Below are 18,805 nucleotides of genomic sequence, written 5' to 3'. Positions count from 1 at the left end.
TGCGGTCCTCCTCAGAAGCGGGTGGGGGCGGCGTCCGCGGTGTGCGGCGCCTTCGGGGCGGCGAGGGCGGCGTCCTCGTCGACCGCGGCCTCGGGGTCGCGCCCCAGCCAGACGCCGACGAGGGAGACGGCCGAGGCGAGGGCGATGTACACGGCCAGCGGCGCCCAACTGCCGTAGGCGCTCAGCAGGCTGGTGAACAGCAGCGGGGCGATGGCGCCGCCGATGATGCCGGCCAGGGTGTAGGCCAGGGACGAACCGGTGGAGCGCAGCCGGGGCTCGAACTGTTCGGTGATGAAGGCGGCCTGCGGGCCGTACAGGCAGCAGTGGATCACCAGGCCCACGACGACTCCGGTGGCGAGGGGCAGCCAGGTGCCGCCGCCGACCATCGGGAAGAACACGAAGGGCCACACACCTGCGGCCACCGCGGCACCGCCGTACAGCAGCCGGCGGTTGACCCGGTCGGACAGTGCGCCGGCCAGCGGCATGAGGAAGACCTGGATCGAGGAGCCGATGAGCACGGCCGCGAGGGCGGAACCGCGTGACATGCCGAGTTCCTCGGTGGCGTACGTCAGGACGAAGACGGTGAACATGGCGTACAGCACGTCGGGGCCGACCCGGCACAGGATCGAGGCCGCCAGGGCGCGGGGCTGGGTGGTGAACACCTCGCGGATCGGCGCCTCGGGCCGGGAGCGCTCGGCCTCCATCGCCTTGAAGACCGGGGTCTCCTCCAGCTTCGCCCGGATCCACAGCCCGAACGCGACGAGCACGCCGGAGAACAGGAACGCCACGCGCCAGCCCCACGACTCGAACTGCGCCTCGGTCAGCAGCGCGCCGAGGGCGGCCAGCACGCCGTTGGCCAGCAGGTTTCCGGCCGGCGGGCCGACCTGCGCGGCGGAGGCGTAGAAGCCGCGGCGCCGTGGATCCCCGAACTCGCTGGACAGCAGTACGGCACCGCCCCACTCGCCGCCGACGCCGACGCCCTGCGCGAAGCGCAGCACGACCAGGGCGATCGGGGCGGCCACGCCTGCCGTCGAGTACGCGGGCAGGACGCCGATCAGGAACGTCGCCGCGCCGATGAGGACCAGCGTGGCGATCAGCACCTTCTTGCGGCCGATCACATCACCGAGGCGACCGAAGACGAACCCGCCGAGGGGGCGCGACACATAGCCGACCGCGTAGGTGGAGAACGCCAGGAGCGTGCCGGTGAGCGGGTCCTCCGAGGGGAAGAACAGGTCGCCGAAGACCAGGGCCGCGGCCGCGGAGTAGACGGCGAAGTCGTACCACTCCAGCGCCGTGCCGGTCAGGCTCGCGACGAAGGCCCGGCGGACGCCGGAGTGCCGATCGGACGCGTTCACGTCGTCCTTCGGGGTGTCGGACATGGTTCCCATCCTTGCTCGGGGACGTCGGGGGACATCGACCTTCCGGCATACTTCTTGTATACAGGTCGTATGCGCAAGCCCTCTGCGTGAGAACTTTGACCGCGGACCCGCTCTGCGGACCCGACCCCTTGGAGTGCCCACATGGCCGTGCTGACCTTCGAACTGCCCGACGGATCGACGCGCCAGGTCGACGTCGTCCAGGTACTCAACGCCGGGTACGCCGGACGCAGCCAGGAGGACGTCGCCGCGCACGTCGCGGAACTCGCCGAGCTGGGCGTCCCCGGCCCGTCCGTGACGCCTGCCCTGTATCCCGTCTCCCCCTACCTCGCCCAGCAGACCGACCGGGTCCACGCCCAGCACGGGCACACCTCAGGCGAGGCCGAGTGGGCGCTCGTCGTGGCGGACGGCGGCGAACTCCTGTTGACCGCCGCCTGCGACCACACCGACCGTGACCTGGAGGTGCACGGCGTGGCCTGGAGCAAGAACGCCGGCCCCGACGTCCTCGCCCGCCGCGCCTGGCGCCTCGCCGACGTGGAGTCCCGCCTCGACGCACTCACCCTGCGCGCCTGGGTCACCCACGGCGACACCTCGACGGAGATCCAGCACGGCACCCTCGCCGAGCTCCTCGCCCCCGCCTACTGGATCGACGTCCTGCGCTCACGAGACGCGCTCACACCCGGCACGGTCCTGATCTCCGGCACGATCCCGATGACGCCGGGCGTCGACCAGTTCGGCGACGGCTGGAGCGTGGAGCTGTCCGACCCCGCCACCGGGGACACGATCCGCCTCGGGTACGACGTGCGGTCCATGCCGGCGGCCATCGGCTGAGGTGGGGGCGGGCGGGGAGGTGCGCCGCCGAGCGGCCCCGGTCGTTCGGCCCGGTCGTTTCCGTGAAGAAACTGTGCACTCGAACGGAGGCAGGGCGGCGGGCGGTTGCAGAGCGGCACACACGTGAGGGATGTTTGCCCGATGACAACCTTTCGTCGTGTGAAGTGGAGGGCCCGAGCACCGGGCCCCCGTTCATGACTTCACTGGATGACGCCCGCCCCGGCGCCACAAGCGTGGTGACCGCCGCCACCGCCCCTTACCCGGTGGTGGTCGTGGATCCTGCCGGGCGGGTGGTGGAACTCAATGAAGCGGCCCTGACGCTTCTCCCCGACGCCCGCACCGAGCAGCCCCTGCCGTCCCCGGAGTGGCTCGCCGCCGTACAGCGTGCTCCGGACGCCGTGCCGGCCACCGGCACGGTGGGCAGCCGCTCCTTCTCCGCGCACCCGTCCCTGCTCCCCGGCGGGGACACGGCGTGGTGGCTCGTGGAGGAGACCGCCTACCGGGCGGCCACGGAGGAGCTGAAGGCCGAACGCGAGCGGGCGAGGTTCCTCACCGAAGCCTCGACGGCCCTGCTCGCGTCGCTGAACCTCGACCGCTGCATGGAGATCACCGCGAGTCTGGCCGCCGAGCATCTGGCCGACGCCGCCCTGGTCATCTCCCCCACCAGGTCCGGGAAACTGCCGGCGGTCATGTGCGACCACGAGGGCCGCATCACGCGGACCACGATCCCCGCCCAGGCCGAGGCGGTGCCAGGACTGGCCGAGGCGCTGCGCGGCTTCCCCCCGGTGCCCTCGCGGTGGATCGACCCCGCCGCCGCGTCCGACTGGCTGATCCCCGAAGGGTTCGGCGAGGTCGGTTCGCTGGTCGTCACACCCCTGCCGGGTCACGGAGTCGCGGCCGGCGCGCTGGTGCTGCTGCGCCGGGAGCGGCAGCGGCGTTTCAGCGAGTCGGAGGAGGCCTTCGCCGGACTCTTCGCCGCCCGGGCCGGCGCGGCGATGTCGGCCGCATGGCTCTATGCCGAGCAGAACACCATCACCGACATCCTCATGAGGGACCTCCTGCCGCCGTCGCTGCGTCAGGTCGAGGGGGTGGCGTTCGCCGGCGGCTACCGGGCCAGCGTCGACACCGACCGCATCGGCGGGGACTTCTACGACGTCCACCCGCCGAGCGAGGACTGCCCCGAGACCCTCGCCGTCCTGGGCGACGTGGCAGGCAAGGGCCTGGAGGCCGCCGTGATCACGGGCAAGATCCGCAACACGGTGCAGGCCCTGCTGCCGATGGCCGACGACCACGCCAGGCTGCTGCGGTTGCTGAACAACGCCCTGCTGGGCAGCGGCACCATCCGCTTCGCCACGCTCGTGCTCGCCTCGACCCACCGGGAGGGGCGTGACGTGGTGCTGCGGGTCACCGCCGCCGGCCACCCGCCACCGCTGATCGTGCGCCGGGACGGCACCGTGGAGGAGGCCGACACCGCCGGCACCCTGATCGGCGCGCTGCCGACGATCGACTCCCGCTCCGCCGAGGTCCGGCTCGCGCCGGGGGAGACCTGCCTGCTGTACACCGACGGCGTCACCGAGGCGAAGGGAGGGCCGCTGGGGGACGCCATGTTCGGGGAGCGGCGCCTGAAGCGGGCGTTCGCCGAGTGCGCCGGCATGCCCGCCGAGGCCGTCGTCGAACGGATCCAGATGCTGGCCGACGCATGGATCGGCGACGGCCGGCACGACGACATCGCCGTCCTCGCCATCACCGCACCCAACGGTGCCGCTCCCGTCAGTGCTGTGGACGGGGCGACTCCGGGCAGACGTACCGCATGACGACCACCTCCGCCCCGCACCGCGACGAGGAGCCCGCGCGGCACCACATCGGCTCCCGGCTCGCCTCGGAACGGCACGACGAGCGGGCCGTGGCCTGGGCGGACAAGCTCTGGACCAGCGTCCGGGCGGCCGACGAGCACGGCGCACTCGACGTCATCGGCGACGCCCTGGCGGCCGGACTGGACGCGGAGACGGTGCTGCTGGAGGTCATCGGCGCGGTCCAGCACAGGGTGGGCGCCGAGTGGGCCGCCAACCGCATGAGCGTCGTCGAGGAGCACGCCGCCACCGCCATCAACGACCGCGTCATCGCCGCCCTGTCCGCCGACCGCCCCGCGACGTTCCTCGGCCGGGTGACGGTCGCCTGCGTGGACAAGGAATGGCACGCGCTGCCCGCTCGCCTGCTCGCCGAGACGCTGCGGCTGCGCGGCTGGCAGGTCGGCTACCTCGGCGCCCAGGTGCCCACCGCCCACCTGGTCAGCCATGTCCATCGCACCGGGGCGGACACGGTGTGCCTGTCCGCCGCCCTGTCCACCCGCCTGCCGATGGCGCACGCAGCGATCACCGCCGTCCAGGCGGTCGGTACGCCGGTGATGGTCGGCGGCCTCGCGTTCGGCGCCGACGGCCGCTGGGCCCGTCAACTGGGTGCCGACGCCTGGGCGCCCGAGGCCCGCGCCGCCGCCGACCGGCTCGCCGCCGGCCCCCTGCCCCGGCCGAGGGCACCCCACCAGGCCATCGACGATCTGCCGCATCTGTCCGACCAGGAATTCACCCTGGTCACCCGGACCTCCCGCACCCTGGTCCGCGAGACCCTCCAGGGCCTGGAACAGCGCTTCCCCGCCATGCGCGGCTATGACGACGATCAGCGTGAACGCACCGCCGAGGACCTCGCCCACATCGTGGAGTTCCTGGCCGCGGCCCTGTACGTGGACGACGAGGACCTCTTCACCCACTTCCTCACCTGGACCGGCGAGATCCTGACCGCCCGCGGTGTCCCGGCCCGCTCGCTGCTGCCGGCCCTGGACCTGCTGGCGGAACAACTCCGCGACTTCCCCCGCGCCCGCGCCATCATCGCCGCCGCACGCGAGACGCTCGCCTGACTCCCGAGGCCCCGGAGCGTGTGCGGCGAGGAACGGGGTAAACGGCGCTCTGTCGGCCCGGACCCGACGATCGCGAGGGTCGGCCGAGGGGGCCGAGGGGGAGGACAGGATGACCACCACTCAGGACATGGCGGAGCCCGCGGATCACCTGGACCGCGGCAGAACCCCCGCCGAGCGTGCCGTGCGCATACGACGCAGGCTGGAGCGCCTCATCGGCATCGCGGCCACCGAGGGCAACGCGCTCGTGGCCCTGCGCAACGGTGACGAGATCTTCCCCGCGATGCTCGACGCCATCCGCTCCGCCGAGCACACGGTGGACATGATGACGTTCGTGTACTGGAAGGGCGCCATCGCCCGCGAATTCGCGCACGCGCTGGCGGACCGGGCCCGGGCGGGGATCCGGGTACGGCTGCTGCTGGACGGCTTCGGCAGCCGGCTGATCGACAAGGACCTGCTGGTGGAGATGGGGCGGGCGGGCGTGCAGGTGGCCTGGTTCCGCAAACCGCTCTACCTGTCGCTGCTCAAGCAGAACCACCGCTGCCACCGCAAGGTCCTCGTCGTGGACGAGCAGGTGGCGTTCACCGGTGGTGTGGGCATCGCCGAGGAGTGGTGCGGCGACGCCCGCAATCCACAGGAGTGGCGGGACACCCACGTCGAGGTGCGCGGACCCGCCGTGGACGGCATCGCGGCCGCCTTCGCGCAGAACTGGGCGGAGTGCCACGACGAACTCTTCGACGACCGGGACCGGTTCACCCTGCACAGCCCGCAGGGCGACGCGGTGGTGCAGGTGGTGCGCGGTTCGGCCAGCTTCGGCTGGCAGGACATGCAGACCCTGATCCGGGTGATCATCGAGTCCGCCGAGGAGCGGCTCCGTCTGGCCACGGCCTATTTCTCCCCGGACGCCCACTTCATCGAATTGCTGTGCGCCGCCGCCCGCCGCGGGGTGGAGGTGGAGATCTTGCTGCCCGGACCGCACACCGACAAGCGGGTCTGCCAACTGGCCGGACAGCGCTTCTACGAGGACCTGCTCGGCTGCGGGGTGAAGATCTACCAGTACCAGCCGACCATGATGCACGCGAAGGTCATCACCGTGGACCGCACGGCGGCCCTCGTCGGCTCGACCAACTTCAACCGGCGCTCCCTCGACCACGACGAGGAAGTCATGCTCGCCGTCCTGGACCACGACTTCACGGCCACGATCGACGCCCATTTCGACACGGACGTCGCCGCCAGCGAACGCATGCGGTCCGGCCGCTGGAAGAAACGCTCCCCGCTCCAACGCGCCCGCGAGGCCGCGGTCAGGCCCATTCGCCGCTACCTCTGACCCGCTGGAAACAGCTGATCCGGGCCCGTTTCAAGGCGGGAACGCCAGAGGGCCGGACCACTTTCGCGGTCCGACCCTCTGGGCGGCCGGCGGGGGATACGACGAACTCGTGAGGGTTGTCCCCGACACGCTTTCCAACTGTGTTGCTGGGGTGCTTTGGTGCGTGCAGGGACGTGCACCTGCGTTCATGGGTGGCTGGCCCACCGGTACGAGGACAGCCTCGGGTCTCGCCTGAACGGCCGTGAACGGGGCTGAATGAGATGGAAACTGAGACGGGCTGACCCTCTCGATCGTGCCGCTCTGCAGCAGACCGAACCGACCAGGAGTAAGTCGGCTAGTTCGGCGCGGTCGCTACTGGTTCGTTCCCGGGATGGCGGGATGGGGGAGGCGTTGAGCCCAGGCACCCGTCTCCTCCGCACAGATCTCTTCTACACGTGCGGCAAGGCCCTTGCGCGGCGCACGTAGCCGAGAAGACCCAGCGGGGTGTCGAATACGCCGATGAGCGTTAGTAGTCTGGGATCACCTCTCCGTCGGTTGTCCGGTGCTGGGTAGCCGCATTGGTGCCTGTGACTACGTACCGGCCCTTTTCGGGGACCCTCGTCTCGTGTCGCTGGCCATCCATGCTCCAATGCACAATGACACTCCACATGCATCGGTGCGAGGTAGCAATTACGGAGAGGCTGATTTCCTCCTTGTCATCTTCCGCTACTTGATATTTAGGGGATTTTACCGGATTTCCATTGTCGTCTGTAAAAACAATTTCAGGGGGGTTCGCATCAGCCTCCAGGGTTGTCGAACTACCAGGGATAACGGACACGTGGTAGACGTCATAGACGTGCACTCCTGCGACACTGTCGCGGCAGATCACTTCTGGCTCGAACTGCTTGACGTCCACGGTTTTATCGGACCTTCCGCGAAGGACAAACGAAAGGCTCTGTGAAACTGCTGTGCCTCCGTTCTCCTTCGCCCATGAGTTCAGATTCTCGCGTTCTACCTTAGTCGGCGGAGGCATAAGCTCGCCATAGGCCTTTCCTGCGAAAACCCATCCGCTCAACCCGGCCGCGACAGGTGCTTCGACGTCGATGCTTAGTCCGTGTTGTTCTTCGCCGAAGATGCGCTGAAAGAGGTGAACCGTGGCTGGCCCTAGCCACTCGGTCACGGCGAATACGGTGATACCGCCGATCACAGAGAAGACCACGCCTTTGACGCCAGTCGACTGACGCTGCCACCACCGCTTGGCCTTTGCACGGAGACGAGCGCGACGCGAAGCCCCTGAGGGAGCTTGTGCGGGATCCTCTTGTGTCATGTGGCAACGCTAGGACCCGAACGGGCAGACATCGGTGCCCGACACAGCAACCTGCCCGAGCTGGTGAAATCTACTCTGCGACTCTCCATTGGGATGGGCGTCTAAGGCGGCGAGACGATGCGCTCAAATAGTCCATCGACATCTAGTACTCGCCGACGGCGTTCTCGGCGGCCACCTCGGACGGGCCCGCTGAACTCGCGGTCAAACTTCGACAGTGGGCGCTCAAGATTCGGTTGGGCAGGACACCCTGGCACGTTATTTTTTTCGGTCGTACCAGGGCCGTCCGCGAAATGGAGCGGGCCCGAGACGAGAAAAAAAGAAGCTCTGGAAACCGGGCCAGAGCTGGACCGTCCAAGCCTGGCTTGGGCACTGGGTCGAGAACATCGCCAAGCCGTACGTCTCGGAGAACACGTACGACGGCTACGAGGTCGACGTACGCGTGCATCTCGTGCCCGGCCTGGGCGCTCACAAGCTCGACAAGCTGGAGCCCGAGCACTTGGAGCGCTTCTACCGGATGATGCAGGAGACCGGGAACTCCGCCGGCACCGCCCACCACGCTCATCGGACGATCCGCGTCGCCCTCGGCGAGGCCAAGCGGCGTGGCCACGTCGCCACCAACGTGGCCGAGATCGCCAAGGCTCCGCGACTCGAAGAAGAGGACATCGAGCCGTTCACGATCGAGGAGGTTCAAAGCCTGCTCGTCGAGGCCGCCAAGCTCCGCAACAGCGCTCGGTGGGTCGTCGCCCTGGCGCTCGGTCTCCGCCAGGGGAGGCACTCGGGCTGCACTGGGAAGACGTCGACCTGGACGCGGGATATGTGCGCATCCGCAAGAACCGTCTCCGTCCCAAGTACGCCCACGGCTGTGGAGACAACCCGTGCGGCCCGAAAGCCGGCTACTGCCCCCAGAAGCAGCAGACCCGCCGAGAGCACAAGTCCACCAAGTCTCGCGCCGGGCGTCGCACGATCGGGCTGCCCGACCCGCTGATCAACCGCCTCCGCCAACACCAGGAGCAGCAGGAGAAGGACCGAATCGAGGCCGGCACCGACTGGGAGCACAAGGGATACGTCTTCGCCTCCCCGACCGGCGGCCCCCTCAGCCCGAACACAGACTTCCACGTCTGGAAGCGACTGCTGCGGGACGCGGGCGTACGAGACGGCCGTCTCCATGACGCTCGCCACACCGCCGCGACCGTTCTTCTGATCCTCGGCGTCCCGGACGTCGTGGTCGACGCGATCATGGGTTGGGAGCCCGGGGGAGCGGCCCGCATGCGCGCCCGCTACATGCATGTCACTGGAACGCTGCTGCGGAAAGTCGCCCAGCAAGTCGGTGACGCTCTCTGGGAGCCGCCGAAGACGAACTGAGACGGAAACTGAGACGGACAACGTCGAAGGGCCCCACCGCGAACGGTGGGGCCCTTCGACATCGTGCCCGGTGAGGCACTGGCGGAGGATACGAGATTCGAACTCGTGAGGGGTTGCCCCCAACACGCTTTCCAAGCGTGCGCCCTAGGCCTCTAGGCGAATCCTCCGCCGGAAACATTACATGACGCTGGAGGGTGCTAGCGAACTCGTTCGGCCCCCCGGCGATCAGGTACGCTGGGCCTCAGCCCCTCACGCGGCGCTATCTGACTGAACTCCCCCAGGGCCGGAAGGCAGCAAGGGTAGGTTGGCTCTGGCGGGTGCGTGGGGGGTCTTCTCGTACCCGGGGCCCCGCCGGGCCGGGCCCGGCCCGGATCCCGCCGTCGCGGGCGTGAGCAAGCCCCCGCAACCGAGCGGTCCGCGTTGTCAGTGGGCGCCTATAACCTCGTATGCGTGTCGTCTCTCGCGCTGTACCGCCGCTATCGCCCGGAGTCGTTCGCCGAGGTCATCGGGCAGGAGCATGTCACCGACCCGTTGCAGCAGGCGCTGCGGAACAACCGGGTCAATCACGCGTACCTGTTCAGCGGTCCGCGCGGATGCGGCAAGACGACCAGCGCGCGCATTCTCGCGCGGTGTCTGAACTGCGAGCAGGGCCCCACGCCGACCCCCTGCGGGGAGTGCCAGTCCTGCCGCGACCTCGCTCGCAACGGACCGGGGTCCATCGACGTCATCGAGATCGACGCCGCCTCCCACGGTGGCGTGGACGACGCCCGTGAGCTGCGCGAGAAGGCCTTCTTCGGCCCCGCGAGCAGCCGCTACAAGATCTACATCATCGACGAGGCCCACATGGTCACGTCGGCCGGCTTCAACGCGCTGCTGAAGGTCGTCGAGGAGCCGCCGGAGCATCTGAAGTTCATCTTCGCCACCACCGAGCCCGAGAAGGTCATCGGGACCATCCGGTCGCGGACCCACCACTACCCCTTCCGGCTCGTCCCGCCGGGCACCCTGCGCGAGTACCTGGGCGAGGTGTGCGGCCGGGAGAAGATGGCCGTCGAGGAAGGCGTCCTGCCGCTCGTCGTGCGCGCGGGCGCCGGCTCGGTGCGTGACTCCATGTCCGTCATGGACCAGCTGCTCGCCGGAGCGGGGGAGGAGGGTGTGACGTATGCCATGGCCACCTCCCTGCTCGGCTACACCGACGGCTCGCTCCTCGACTCGGTCGTGGAGGCCTTCGTGACCGGTGACGGCGCCGCGGCCTTCGAGGTCGTGGACCGGATCATCGAAGGCGGCAACGACCCCCGCCGCTTCGTCGCCGACCTGCTGGAGCGGCTGCGGGACCTGGTGATCCTGTCCGCCGTTCCGGACGCCGTGGAGAAGGGCCTGTTCGACGCCCCCGCCGACGTCCTGGAGCGCATGCAGGCCCAGGCGGGCACCTTCGGCGCCGCCGAACTGAGCCGCGCCGCCGACCTCGTCAACGAGGGGCTGACGGAGATGCGGGGCGCCACCTCGCCCCGCCTCCAGCTGGAACTGATCTGCGCGCGCGTGCTCCTGCCGGCCGCCTACGGCGACGAGCGCTCGGTCATGGCCCGCCTCGACCGCCTGGAGCGGGGCGTGAACTTCTCCGGAGGCGGCGGCACCCCCGCGATGGGCTATGCCCCCGCCCCCGACGCACACGGAGCACCGGCCGTGGCCCCCGCCGCCGTTCCCCAGGCCCCGCCGGTTCCCCCCGGCGGCGGCCCTGCCGCGGCCCGAGCGGCCGTACGAGCCACGGGCCCCTCCACCCCGGCCCCGACCCCGGCGGGGCAACAGCCCGCACCCATGGCGGAACAGGCTCCACCCCCGGCTCAGCCCTCGGCCCCGCAGCCCCCCACACCTGCCCCGGCCCAGGCCCCGGCCGCGGAGCCCCCTCAGACGCCCCCCTCCGCCCCCGCCCCCGGCGCCTGGCCCACCGCCGCGCCCGCGGGCGGCGGTCGACGCCCCGGCGGCTGGCCCACGGCGGCCCCGGCGGGCGGTGGCGCCCAGCCGACCACGCCCCCGGCCGGACCCGGCAGCACCCCCGCGCCCACCCCACCGCCGGCGGCATCCGCACCCGCCCCGGCCGCGGGCGCGGCACCCGCCTACGCCCCGCCCAGCGGCGGCCTCGACCCCCGCATGCTCTGGCCGAACATCCTGGAGGCGGTCAAGAACCGCCGCCGCTTCACCTGGATCCTGCTCAGCCAGAACGCCCAGGTGGCCGGCTTCGACGGCACCACCCTCCAACTCGGCTTCGTCAACGCCGGAGCCCGCGACAACTTCGCGAGCAGCGGCAGCGAGGAAGTACTGCGGCAGGCACTGGCCGAGCAGTTCAGCGTCCAGTGGAAGATCGAGGCGATCATCGACCCGTCGGGCGGCGGCTCGACTCCCCCGCCGTCGGGCGGCCCCGGCGGCTACGGCGGTGGCGGCAACAGCGGCGGCTACGGCGGCGGTACGACCGCCCAGCGTCCGCCCGCCCCCCAGCCGACCCCCTCGGCACCCACCCCGCCGCCGGCCCCTTCGGCATCCTCTGCGGCTCCGGCTCCCCAGCAGCCCAGACCATCCGCTCCCGAGCCGCCACCCCCGGTCGCCCCCGAGGACGACATCCCCGAGGACGACGACCCCGACCTCAACGAGTCGGCGATGTCGGGCCACGACCTGATCATGCGGGAGCTGGGAGCGACGGTGGTCGAGGAGTTCATGAACGAGTAGGGAGCGCAGGACGCCTCGCCGCAGGGGCCTCCTTCTTGAGGCGCCGGCCCGCATTCTTCAGCCCGTCCGGCGTTTGAGGACGAGGCCCGTTCAGGGCCGAAGCGGAGGTCTGGGGGCGGCAGCCCCCAGGGGCACGGCGAGGTAGGTTCCGTCGGCTCTTGGAGGAACGTCCAGCCCAGCCAGAACGGCCCCTTCAGATGCCCGCACAAGAACCCCGTTAGGCTGACCCCCGTGAAGGTCCTCGTCATCGGCAGCGGTGCCCGCGAACACGCCCTGTGCCGTTCCCTGTCCCTCGATCCCGACGTCACCGCGCTGCACTGCGCCCCCGGCAACGCCGGCATCGCCGAGGTCGCCGAGCTGCACCAGGTCGACGCCCTGGACGGCGCGGCCGTGACCGCGCTCGCCGAGCGCCTCGGCGCCGACCTCGTGGTCGTGGGCCCGGAGGCACCCCTCGTGGCCGGCGTCGCCGACGCCGTGCGCGAGGCGGGCATCCCGGTCTTCGGTCCCTCCGGGGAGGCCGCGCAGCTCGAGGGCTCCAAGGCGTTCGCGAAGGACGTGATGGCGGGAGCCGGCGTCCCGACAGCCCGCTCCTACGTGTGCACCACGCCCGCCGAGGTCGACGAGGCCCTCGACGCCTTCGGCGCCCCGTACGTGGTCAAGGACGACGGCCTCGCCGCGGGCAAGGGCGTCGTCGTCACCGCCGACATCGAGGCGGCCAGGACGCACGCCAACGCCTGCGAGCGCGTCGTCATCGAGGAGTTCCTCGACGGCCCCGAGGTCTCCCTCTTCGCCATCACCGACGGCGAGACGGTCCTCCCGCTCCAGCCCGCCCAGGACTTCAAGCGCGCGCTCGACGGCGACGAGGGCCCCAACACCGGCGGCATGGGCGCGTACTCCCCGCTCCCCTGGGCCGACCCGAAGCTCGTCGGGGAGGTCATGGAGACGGTCCTCCAGCCGACCGTCGACGAGATGCGCCGCCGCGGCACCCCGTTCTCCGGCCTGCTCTACGCCGGTCTCGCGATCACCTCGCGGGGCGTACGGGTCATCGAGTTCAACGCCCGCTTCGGCGACCCGGAGACGCAGGTCGTCCTGGCCCGTCTGAAGACCCCGCTGGCCGGTGTCCTGCTGGCCGCCGCCAACGGCGATCTGGCCGACCTGGAGCCCCTGCGCTGGAGCGAGGAGGCCGCGGTCACCGTCGTCGTCGCCTCGCACAACTACCCCGGCACCCCGCGCACCGGCGACCCGATCACCGGCCTCGACGAGGTGGCCGCCGAGGACGCCCCGCACGCCTACGTCCTGCACGCCGGCACCAAGCAGGACGGCGGCGCGATCGTCAGCGCTGGCGGCCGCGTCCTGTCGGTGACGGCGACGGGCAAGGACCTCACCAAGGCCCGCGACCGCGCGTACAGGGCGGTCGCCCGCATCAAGCTCGACGGCTCCCAGCACCGCACGGACATCGCGGCGAAGGCAGCCGGCGAATAACTCGCACTCCCGATAAACCGGACAGGCCCCGATTCCGTCTCAGGAACCGGGGCCTGACCCTTTTCGAAGCCGGAAGCCGGAAGCCGGAAGCCGGAAGCCGGAAGCCGGAAGCCGGAAGCCGGAAGCCGGAAGCCGGAAGCCGGAAAACCCGGCGACTGGACTTTGTTCAGGATCAGGGGCCTGATCCTCGCTGTCCGTCATCCACCTCTCCCCAAAGCCATTCCATCGAGTGACCGATGCCCCATCCGGCTGACGTGGGTCGACGCCCCAACTAGGGTGCGGCGCAAGCGTTCCGGCACTTGGCCCACCGGCATTGCGATGTCAGTGGCGGGTGCCACAGTGGGGGAGTGAGCAAAGCCAGGACAGTACGGACAGCCAGGACACCGCGGAGGGGGTGAGGTCCGGCCGTGACCGGTATGGGTGTGGAGGCGGGTGCGCAGGCCGCGCGCGCCCGGGCCCTCGCGGTGCTGCGCATCCGCAGCCGCGCGCTGGCCGTCGCCCTGCTCCCCGCGGCGTTCGCCGTGGTGCTGCTCGCCGGCCCGTCGACCGGCCATCTGGTCGGCCCGGGCTGGCACGCCGCCCGCTGGGTGCTCACCCCGTTCGCCGTCCTCGTCCTGATCGCCGCCGCGGTCATCGCGCTGGTCGTCGCCCGCGCCCGCCCCGCCGTAACTCCCACGGTCCCGATCGCCGAGGAACAGGCCCCGGACCTCTACCGGCTGGTGCGCGACCTCGCCGACCGACTCGACGTCCCCGCCCCGTCCGCCATAGCGCTCACCCCGGACTGCGACAGCTGGCTGGAGGACCGCACGCACCAGGCGCACGGCCCGCCCCCGGCCGAGAGCCGCGAGGACGACGGGCTCAACGGCCTGCACGGCGGAAGTGCGCACGGCCACCATCGTCGTACGCCCGCAGCGCCCGTCCTCGTCATCGGCTCCCCGTTCCTGTGGTGGATGCGCGTCGGTGAACTGCGCGCGGTCCTCGCCCCGGTCGTCGCCGGTACGGGACCCTCGGCGCACCCGGACATAGCCCAGGCCCGGCGCTTCGTCCGGGGGCTGGACGCGGCCGTTGCCGTCGCCTCGACCCGCGGGCGCTGCCCGGGATCGCGGGCGGTGTGCGCGGGGATCGGCTGGGTCGCACGGATGCTGCTGCGCAGTTGCCGGGACCATGCCACCGAGATGGAGCGGGGCGTGGCCTCGGCGGCCGCCGAGCGTGCACAGGCTGTGGATTACGGACTGCGGATCGTCGCCCAGGAACAGGTCGGGCTGGCGTACGCGGGCTGGGACCGGCTGCTCACGCGGGTCGCGCTGCCCGCCTGGCGGATGGGCCGCTGGCCCTCGCGGCTGGACGCGGGCGTGGTCGCCGCGCTGACCGAGCTGTCCCGCCGGGACCGGCTGGCCGAGGGCTTCGCCTCCCGGCTGGGTGAGCGCCCCGCCTGTGACCTGCTCGAAGAGCCCGGCCTGATCGACGAGGCCACCTCGCTCCTCGCGGCCCGGCTCTTCCACGGCGGCCCCGCCGAGGCCGGCCCGGACTGGTCCCCGGTGGACTGGCAGGCGTATCCGGAGGAGGTCGTCGACCGCAAGTGGCGCACCGACGCGGCCCGCCTCCACCGCGTCCTCGACGCCCTCGGCGTCCGCCGCACCACCCGTGACACCTCCCCGGAGACCGAAGGCCCGACCCTGGCCCGCGTCCTGGACCACCTGTCGACCCCGGAGACTCCCGGGCCCCTCAACACGCACGAGACGCCCGAGCCCCTCAGCACGCACGAGACGCCCGAGCCCTTTAACGGGCACGCGACCCCCGAGCCCCTCGACACGCACGCGACTCCCGAGGGCCTCAACACGCACGCGACCCCCGAGCCCCTCAACCGGCACGAGGCGCCCAGGCTCCGGGAACCGCACGAGACGCCCGAGCCCGGAGAAGCGCACGACGCGCCCAGGCCCCCGGAATCGCACGAGACGCCCGAGCCCTCAGCAGCGCAAGAGCCCCCAGCAGTGCAAGAGGCGACAGCAGCGCAACGGGCCCCTGAACCACCCCCCGCCCCACAGCAGCCCAAGCCCCCCACAGCCATCAATCCTCGCAAACCCCCTAAAACCCCCAAACCCCCCTACGCCGCCATGGCCGACGACCACCCCGGCGCCGACGACCCGGAAACCGAGCGCAGTTCCGCCCTCGCCGCCGGGCTGACCGCGGAAATAGCCCGGGAAGAGGCAGCGACCCCCGCGGAGCCCGCGACGTCCCCTGCCCCGGACACCACCCTTCTGGACATGGGCGCGCTCCCCCTCTTCCCGCTCCAACCGCCCCGCACCTCACGCGAGTTGCTCACCGACCACGTCACGGCGATGGTCTGCTGCGCCGCGATGGACACCGCGGGCGCGACCCCGGGCCTGGACTGGCTGGACGGCCCCACCCTCCTGATCAACGGCGCACGGGCCGCCGATCTCACCCCCCGCGTCCTCAGCCTCATCGAGGAAGGCGACCCGGGCCCCCTGCGCGCCTGGCTCGTGGAGTCGGGGATACGCCCGGAGAAGCCCGTGCGCCTGGTCTGACGACCGCACCCGGTCGGGCCGGACGGGCCGTACAAACCCAGGCCAGACGGTTGTGGACGCCATACGCGGCCGGAGCCCCCGGTTCCACTTTCGGCCAATTCGCAACGAATAGTGACAGGATGCGTGCGCAATGTGATGTGCTGGGACCGATAGCGCATATGGCAAGGGCTTACGACATACGACAGCCGTACAAAAGCCCACGCCGTACGACCGAAACCCCAAGCAACGAGCACCACACCGGGCACCGCAGACCCACTCGCACACCACACACCACACGACGCTCGATGCACCACCACGGGGGAACGAGGGAGGGGTACGGCCATGGGGTCGGAGCAGATCCGCCGCTGGGAGTCGGGAGCACTCGCGCACGCCGTGACGGACCCCTTCGGCCAGGGCCCCGTCCCCTGGCTGCGCGGAAACGTCACATACTTCGACGACACCGGCCAGGTCGTCCCCTGGTACGTCGACGGTCAGGCGCACCCGCCGACGTCGGACGCCCCCCGGGTCCCGGCCCCCCGAAGCGCCGGCCCGCGCTCCGCGGACGACGTGCACCGGCAGATCAAGGGCTTCATCTCCACCGGCGCGGTCGCGCCCGGCGAGGCGGTCGACTTCCACATCACCGTGGACCCGCCGCAGGAGTTCGCCGTCGACATCTACCGCATCGGCCACTACGGCGGCGACGGCGCGGCCAAGATCACCACCAGCCCCCGGCTGTCCGGCATCGTCCAGCCCGCGCCGCTCACCGCCGACCGCACGGTCTCCTGCCACCACTGGTGGCTGTCCTGGCGGCTCCAGATCCCCTCGTACTGGAGCATCGGCGCGTACGTCGCCGTCCTGACCACCGTCGACGGCTACCGCTCCCACATCCCCTTCACCGTCCGCGACAACCACCCCGCGGACCTGCTCCTGCTGCTGCCCGACGTGACCTGGCAGGCTTACAACCTCTACCCCGAGGACGGCCGCACCGGCGCCAGCCTCTACCACGCCTGGGACGAGGAGGGCCGGCTGCTCGGCGAGGCCGACGCCGCCACCACCGTCTCCTTCGACCGCCCGTACGCGGGCGCGGGCCTGCCCCTGCACGTGGGCCACGCCTACGACTTCATCCGCTGGGCCGAGCGCTACGGCTACGACATCGCCTACGCCGACGCCCGCGACCTGCACGCCGGCCACGTCGACCCCACCCGCTACCGCGGCCTCGTCTTCCCCGGCCACGACGAGTACTGGTCGTCGAACATGCGCCGCACCGTGGAGCTCGCCCGCGAGAACGGCACCTCCCTCGTCTTCCTCTCCGCCAACACCATGTACTGGCAGGTCGAGTTGGCCTCCTCCCCGTCCGGCGTCCCGGACCGCCTGCTCACCTGCCGCAAGCGCAGGGGCCCCGGCCGCCCGGTCCTGTGGCGGGAGATCGACCGCCCCGAGCAGGAAGTGATCGGCATCCAGTACGCGGGCCAGGTCCCCGAACCCCAGCCCCTGATCGTCCGCAACGCCGACCACTGGCTGTGGGAGGCCACCGGCGCCCACGAGGGCGACGGGATCGACGGCCTGGTCGCCGGCGAGGCCGACCGCTACTTCCCGCGCGCCCCGCTGCCCGATCACGAGGAGCGCATCCTGCTCGCCCACTCCCCCTACACGGACCGTGAGGGCACCCTCCGCCACCAGGAGACATCCCTGTACCGCGCCCCCTCCGGAGCCCTGGTCTTCTCCTCCGGGACCTTCGCCTGGTCCCCGGCGCTGGACCGCCCGGGCCACGTCGACGCCCGCGTCCAGCGCGCCACCGCGAACCTCCTGGACCGCATCTGCAAGCGTGACTGAGCTCACCCAGCACACCCCAAGTCCAAGGTCAGCGCCCGATACGGGACAATCAACCCTGTTGGACAGAACCACGGGGAGGAACCGTGTCCGGATTCGTAGAAAAGCCCGAGCCGATCGAGGTTCCGGGCCTGGTGCACCTGCACACCGGCAAGGTGCGGGACCTGTACCAGAACGAGGCCGGCGACCTCGTGATGGTCGCCAGCGACCGCATGTCCGCTTATGACTGGGTGCTGCCGACCGAGATCCCCGAGAAGGGCCGCGTCCTCACGCAGCTCTCGCTGTGGTGGTTCGACCAGCTCGCCGACCTGGTCCCCAACCATGTGCTGAGCACCGACGTGCCGGCCGGCGCCCCCGCCGACTGGGCGGGCCGCACCCTGGTGTGCAAGTCGCTGCAGATGGTCCCGGTCGAGGCCGTGGCCCGCGGCTACCTCACCGGCTCGGGCCTCGCCGAGTACGACGCGTCCCGCACCGTCTGCGGCCTCGCGCTGCCCGAGGGCCTGGTCGACGGCAGCGAGCTGCCCGCCCCGATCTTCACCCCGGCCACCAAGGCCGCCGTCGGCGAGCACGACGAGAACGTCTCCTACGAGGAGGTCGCCCGCCAGGTCGGCGCCGACACCGCGGCCCGGCTGCGCCAGGCGACCCTCGCCGTCTACTCCCGGGGCCGGGACATCGCCCGCGAGCGCGGCATCATCCTCGCCGACACCAAGTTCGAGTTCGGCTTCGAGGGGCAGACGCTGGTCCTCGCCGACGAGGTGCTCACGCCTGACTCCTCCCGCTTCTGGCCGGCCGACCAGTGGCAGCCGGGGCGCGCGCAGCCGTCGTACGACAAGCAGTTCGTCCGTGACTGGCTGACCTCGCCGGCCTCCGGCTGGGACCGCAAGAGCGAGCAGCCCCCGCCGCCGCTCCCGCAGGAGGTCGTGGACGCGACCCGCGCGAAGTACGTCGAGGCGTACGAGCGGCTGACCGGCACGAGCTGGAGCTGACCCACGACACAAGGGCCCCTGACGACACAAGGGCCCATGACAAAGGCCCCGGTCGATGACCGGGGCCTTTGATCTGGAGCGAACGACGAGGTTCGAACTCGCGACCTCAACCTTGGCAAGGTTGCGCTCTACCAACTGAGCTACGTTCGCATGC

The 18,805-nt window shown here is 71.0% G+C and carries 11 protein-coding genes, 2 tRNA genes, 1 other RNA gene and 1 pseudogene; 11 read left to right on the top strand and 4 right to left on the bottom strand.

Annotated features, from left to right (window positions below; genetic code table 11):
- Window positions 1–11: 11 nt before the first annotated feature.
- Entirely contained in the window at window positions 12–1,379 is a 1,368-nt protein-coding gene (locus PGH47_RS20670) for an MFS transporter (protein WP_271664666.1), read from the bottom strand.
- 141 nt (window positions 1,380–1,520) lie between these two features.
- On the opposite strand from PGH47_RS20670, the gene PGH47_RS20665 reads away from it, so the two are divergent.
- From PGH47_RS20665 to PGH47_RS20650, 4 genes are all read left to right on the top strand, one after another.
- Window positions 1,521–2,207: a DUF2848 domain-containing protein gene (locus PGH47_RS20665; protein WP_271664665.1), complete on the top strand. Its 687-nt coding sequence runs from the start codon at window positions 1,521–1,523 to the stop codon at window positions 2,205–2,207.
- A 194-nt stretch (window positions 2,208–2,401) separates the two neighbouring features.
- Window positions 2,402–4,021: a PP2C family protein-serine/threonine phosphatase gene (locus tag PGH47_RS20660; RefSeq protein WP_271664664.1), complete on the top strand. Its 1,620-nt coding sequence runs from the start codon at window positions 2,402–2,404 to the stop codon at window positions 4,019–4,021.
- Entirely contained in the window at window positions 4,018–5,118 is a 1,101-nt protein-coding gene (locus PGH47_RS20655; protein WP_271664663.1) for a cobalamin B12-binding domain-containing protein, read from the top strand. Before PGH47_RS20660 ends, PGH47_RS20655 begins: the two co-directional genes overlap by 4 nt.
- A gap of 109 nt (window positions 5,119–5,227) precedes the next feature.
- Complete coding sequence (locus PGH47_RS20650; protein WP_376057276.1) at window positions 5,228–6,442, top strand: phospholipase D-like domain-containing protein; 1,215 nt, start codon at window positions 5,228–5,230, stop codon at window positions 6,440–6,442.
- Between the two features lie 505 nt (window positions 6,443–6,947).
- On the opposite strand, the gene PGH47_RS20645 is transcribed toward PGH47_RS20650, so the two are convergent.
- A complete protein-coding gene (locus PGH47_RS20645) occupies window positions 6,948–7,640 on the bottom strand; it encodes a hypothetical protein (protein WP_271664662.1) in 693 nt (230 codons plus the stop codon).
- Between the two features lie 412 nt (window positions 7,641–8,052).
- Here PGH47_RS20645 and PGH47_RS43270 point away from each other — a divergent pair.
- A pseudogene (locus PGH47_RS43270) lies at window positions 8,053–9,110 on the top strand (tyrosine-type recombinase/integrase); the annotation flags it as partial.
- A gap of 79 nt (window positions 9,111–9,189) precedes the next feature.
- On the opposite strand, the gene PGH47_RS20630 reads toward PGH47_RS43270, so the two are convergent.
- Window positions 9,190–9,277 (bottom strand) — tRNA-Ser (locus tag PGH47_RS20630).
- Window positions 9,278–9,350: 73 nt separating this feature from the next.
- Between PGH47_RS20630 and ffs the strand changes: the two genes are divergently transcribed.
- The 6 genes from ffs to PGH47_RS20600 all read left to right on the top strand — a co-directional run bounded on the left by ffs (window position 9,351) and on the right by PGH47_RS20600 (window position 18,651).
- An RNA gene (gene ffs, locus PGH47_RS20625) (signal recognition particle sRNA small type) lies at window positions 9,351–9,447 on the top strand.
- Window positions 9,448–9,560: 113 nt separating this feature from the next.
- On the top strand, window positions 9,561–11,828 hold the full coding sequence (locus PGH47_RS20620) for a DNA polymerase III subunit gamma and tau (protein WP_271664660.1): 2,268 nt from the start codon (window positions 9,561–9,563) through the stop codon (window positions 11,826–11,828).
- 231 nt (window positions 11,829–12,059) lie between these two features.
- Window positions 12,060–13,310 carry a phosphoribosylamine--glycine ligase gene (gene purD / locus PGH47_RS20615; RefSeq protein WP_271664659.1) on the top strand — a complete coding sequence of 417 codons (1,251 nt, stop codon included), beginning with the start codon at window positions 12,060–12,062 and terminating at the stop codon, window positions 13,308–13,310.
- Between the two features lie 407 nt (window positions 13,311–13,717).
- Complete coding sequence (locus PGH47_RS20610) at window positions 13,718–15,856, top strand: hypothetical protein (RefSeq protein ID WP_271664658.1); 2,139 nt, start codon at window positions 13,718–13,720, stop codon at window positions 15,854–15,856.
- Window positions 15,857–16,177: 321 nt separating this feature from the next.
- The gene (locus PGH47_RS20605; protein ID WP_125526541.1) at window positions 16,178–17,668 is read left to right on the top strand and encodes a N,N-dimethylformamidase beta subunit family domain-containing protein; all 1,491 of its coding nucleotides are present in this window, start codon (window positions 16,178–16,180) and stop codon (window positions 17,666–17,668) included.
- Window positions 17,669–17,751: 83 nt separating this feature from the next.
- Entirely contained in the window at window positions 17,752–18,651 is a 900-nt protein-coding gene (locus PGH47_RS20600; protein WP_271664657.1) for a phosphoribosylaminoimidazolesuccinocarboxamide synthase, read from the top strand.
- A gap of 74 nt (window positions 18,652–18,725) precedes the next feature.
- Here the strand turns inward: PGH47_RS20600 and PGH47_RS20595 are convergent.
- A tRNA-Gly gene (locus PGH47_RS20595) sits at window positions 18,726–18,801 on the bottom strand.
- Between the last annotated feature and the right edge of the window lie 4 nt (window positions 18,802–18,805).

Source organism: Streptomyces sp. HUAS 31 (genome assembly GCF_028198125.1).
In the GTDB taxonomy this organism is placed as follows: Bacteria; Actinomycetota; Actinomycetes; order Streptomycetales; family Streptomycetaceae; genus Streptomyces; species Streptomyces chartreusis.
This window is presented reverse-complemented; position numbering and strand designations above follow the sequence as displayed.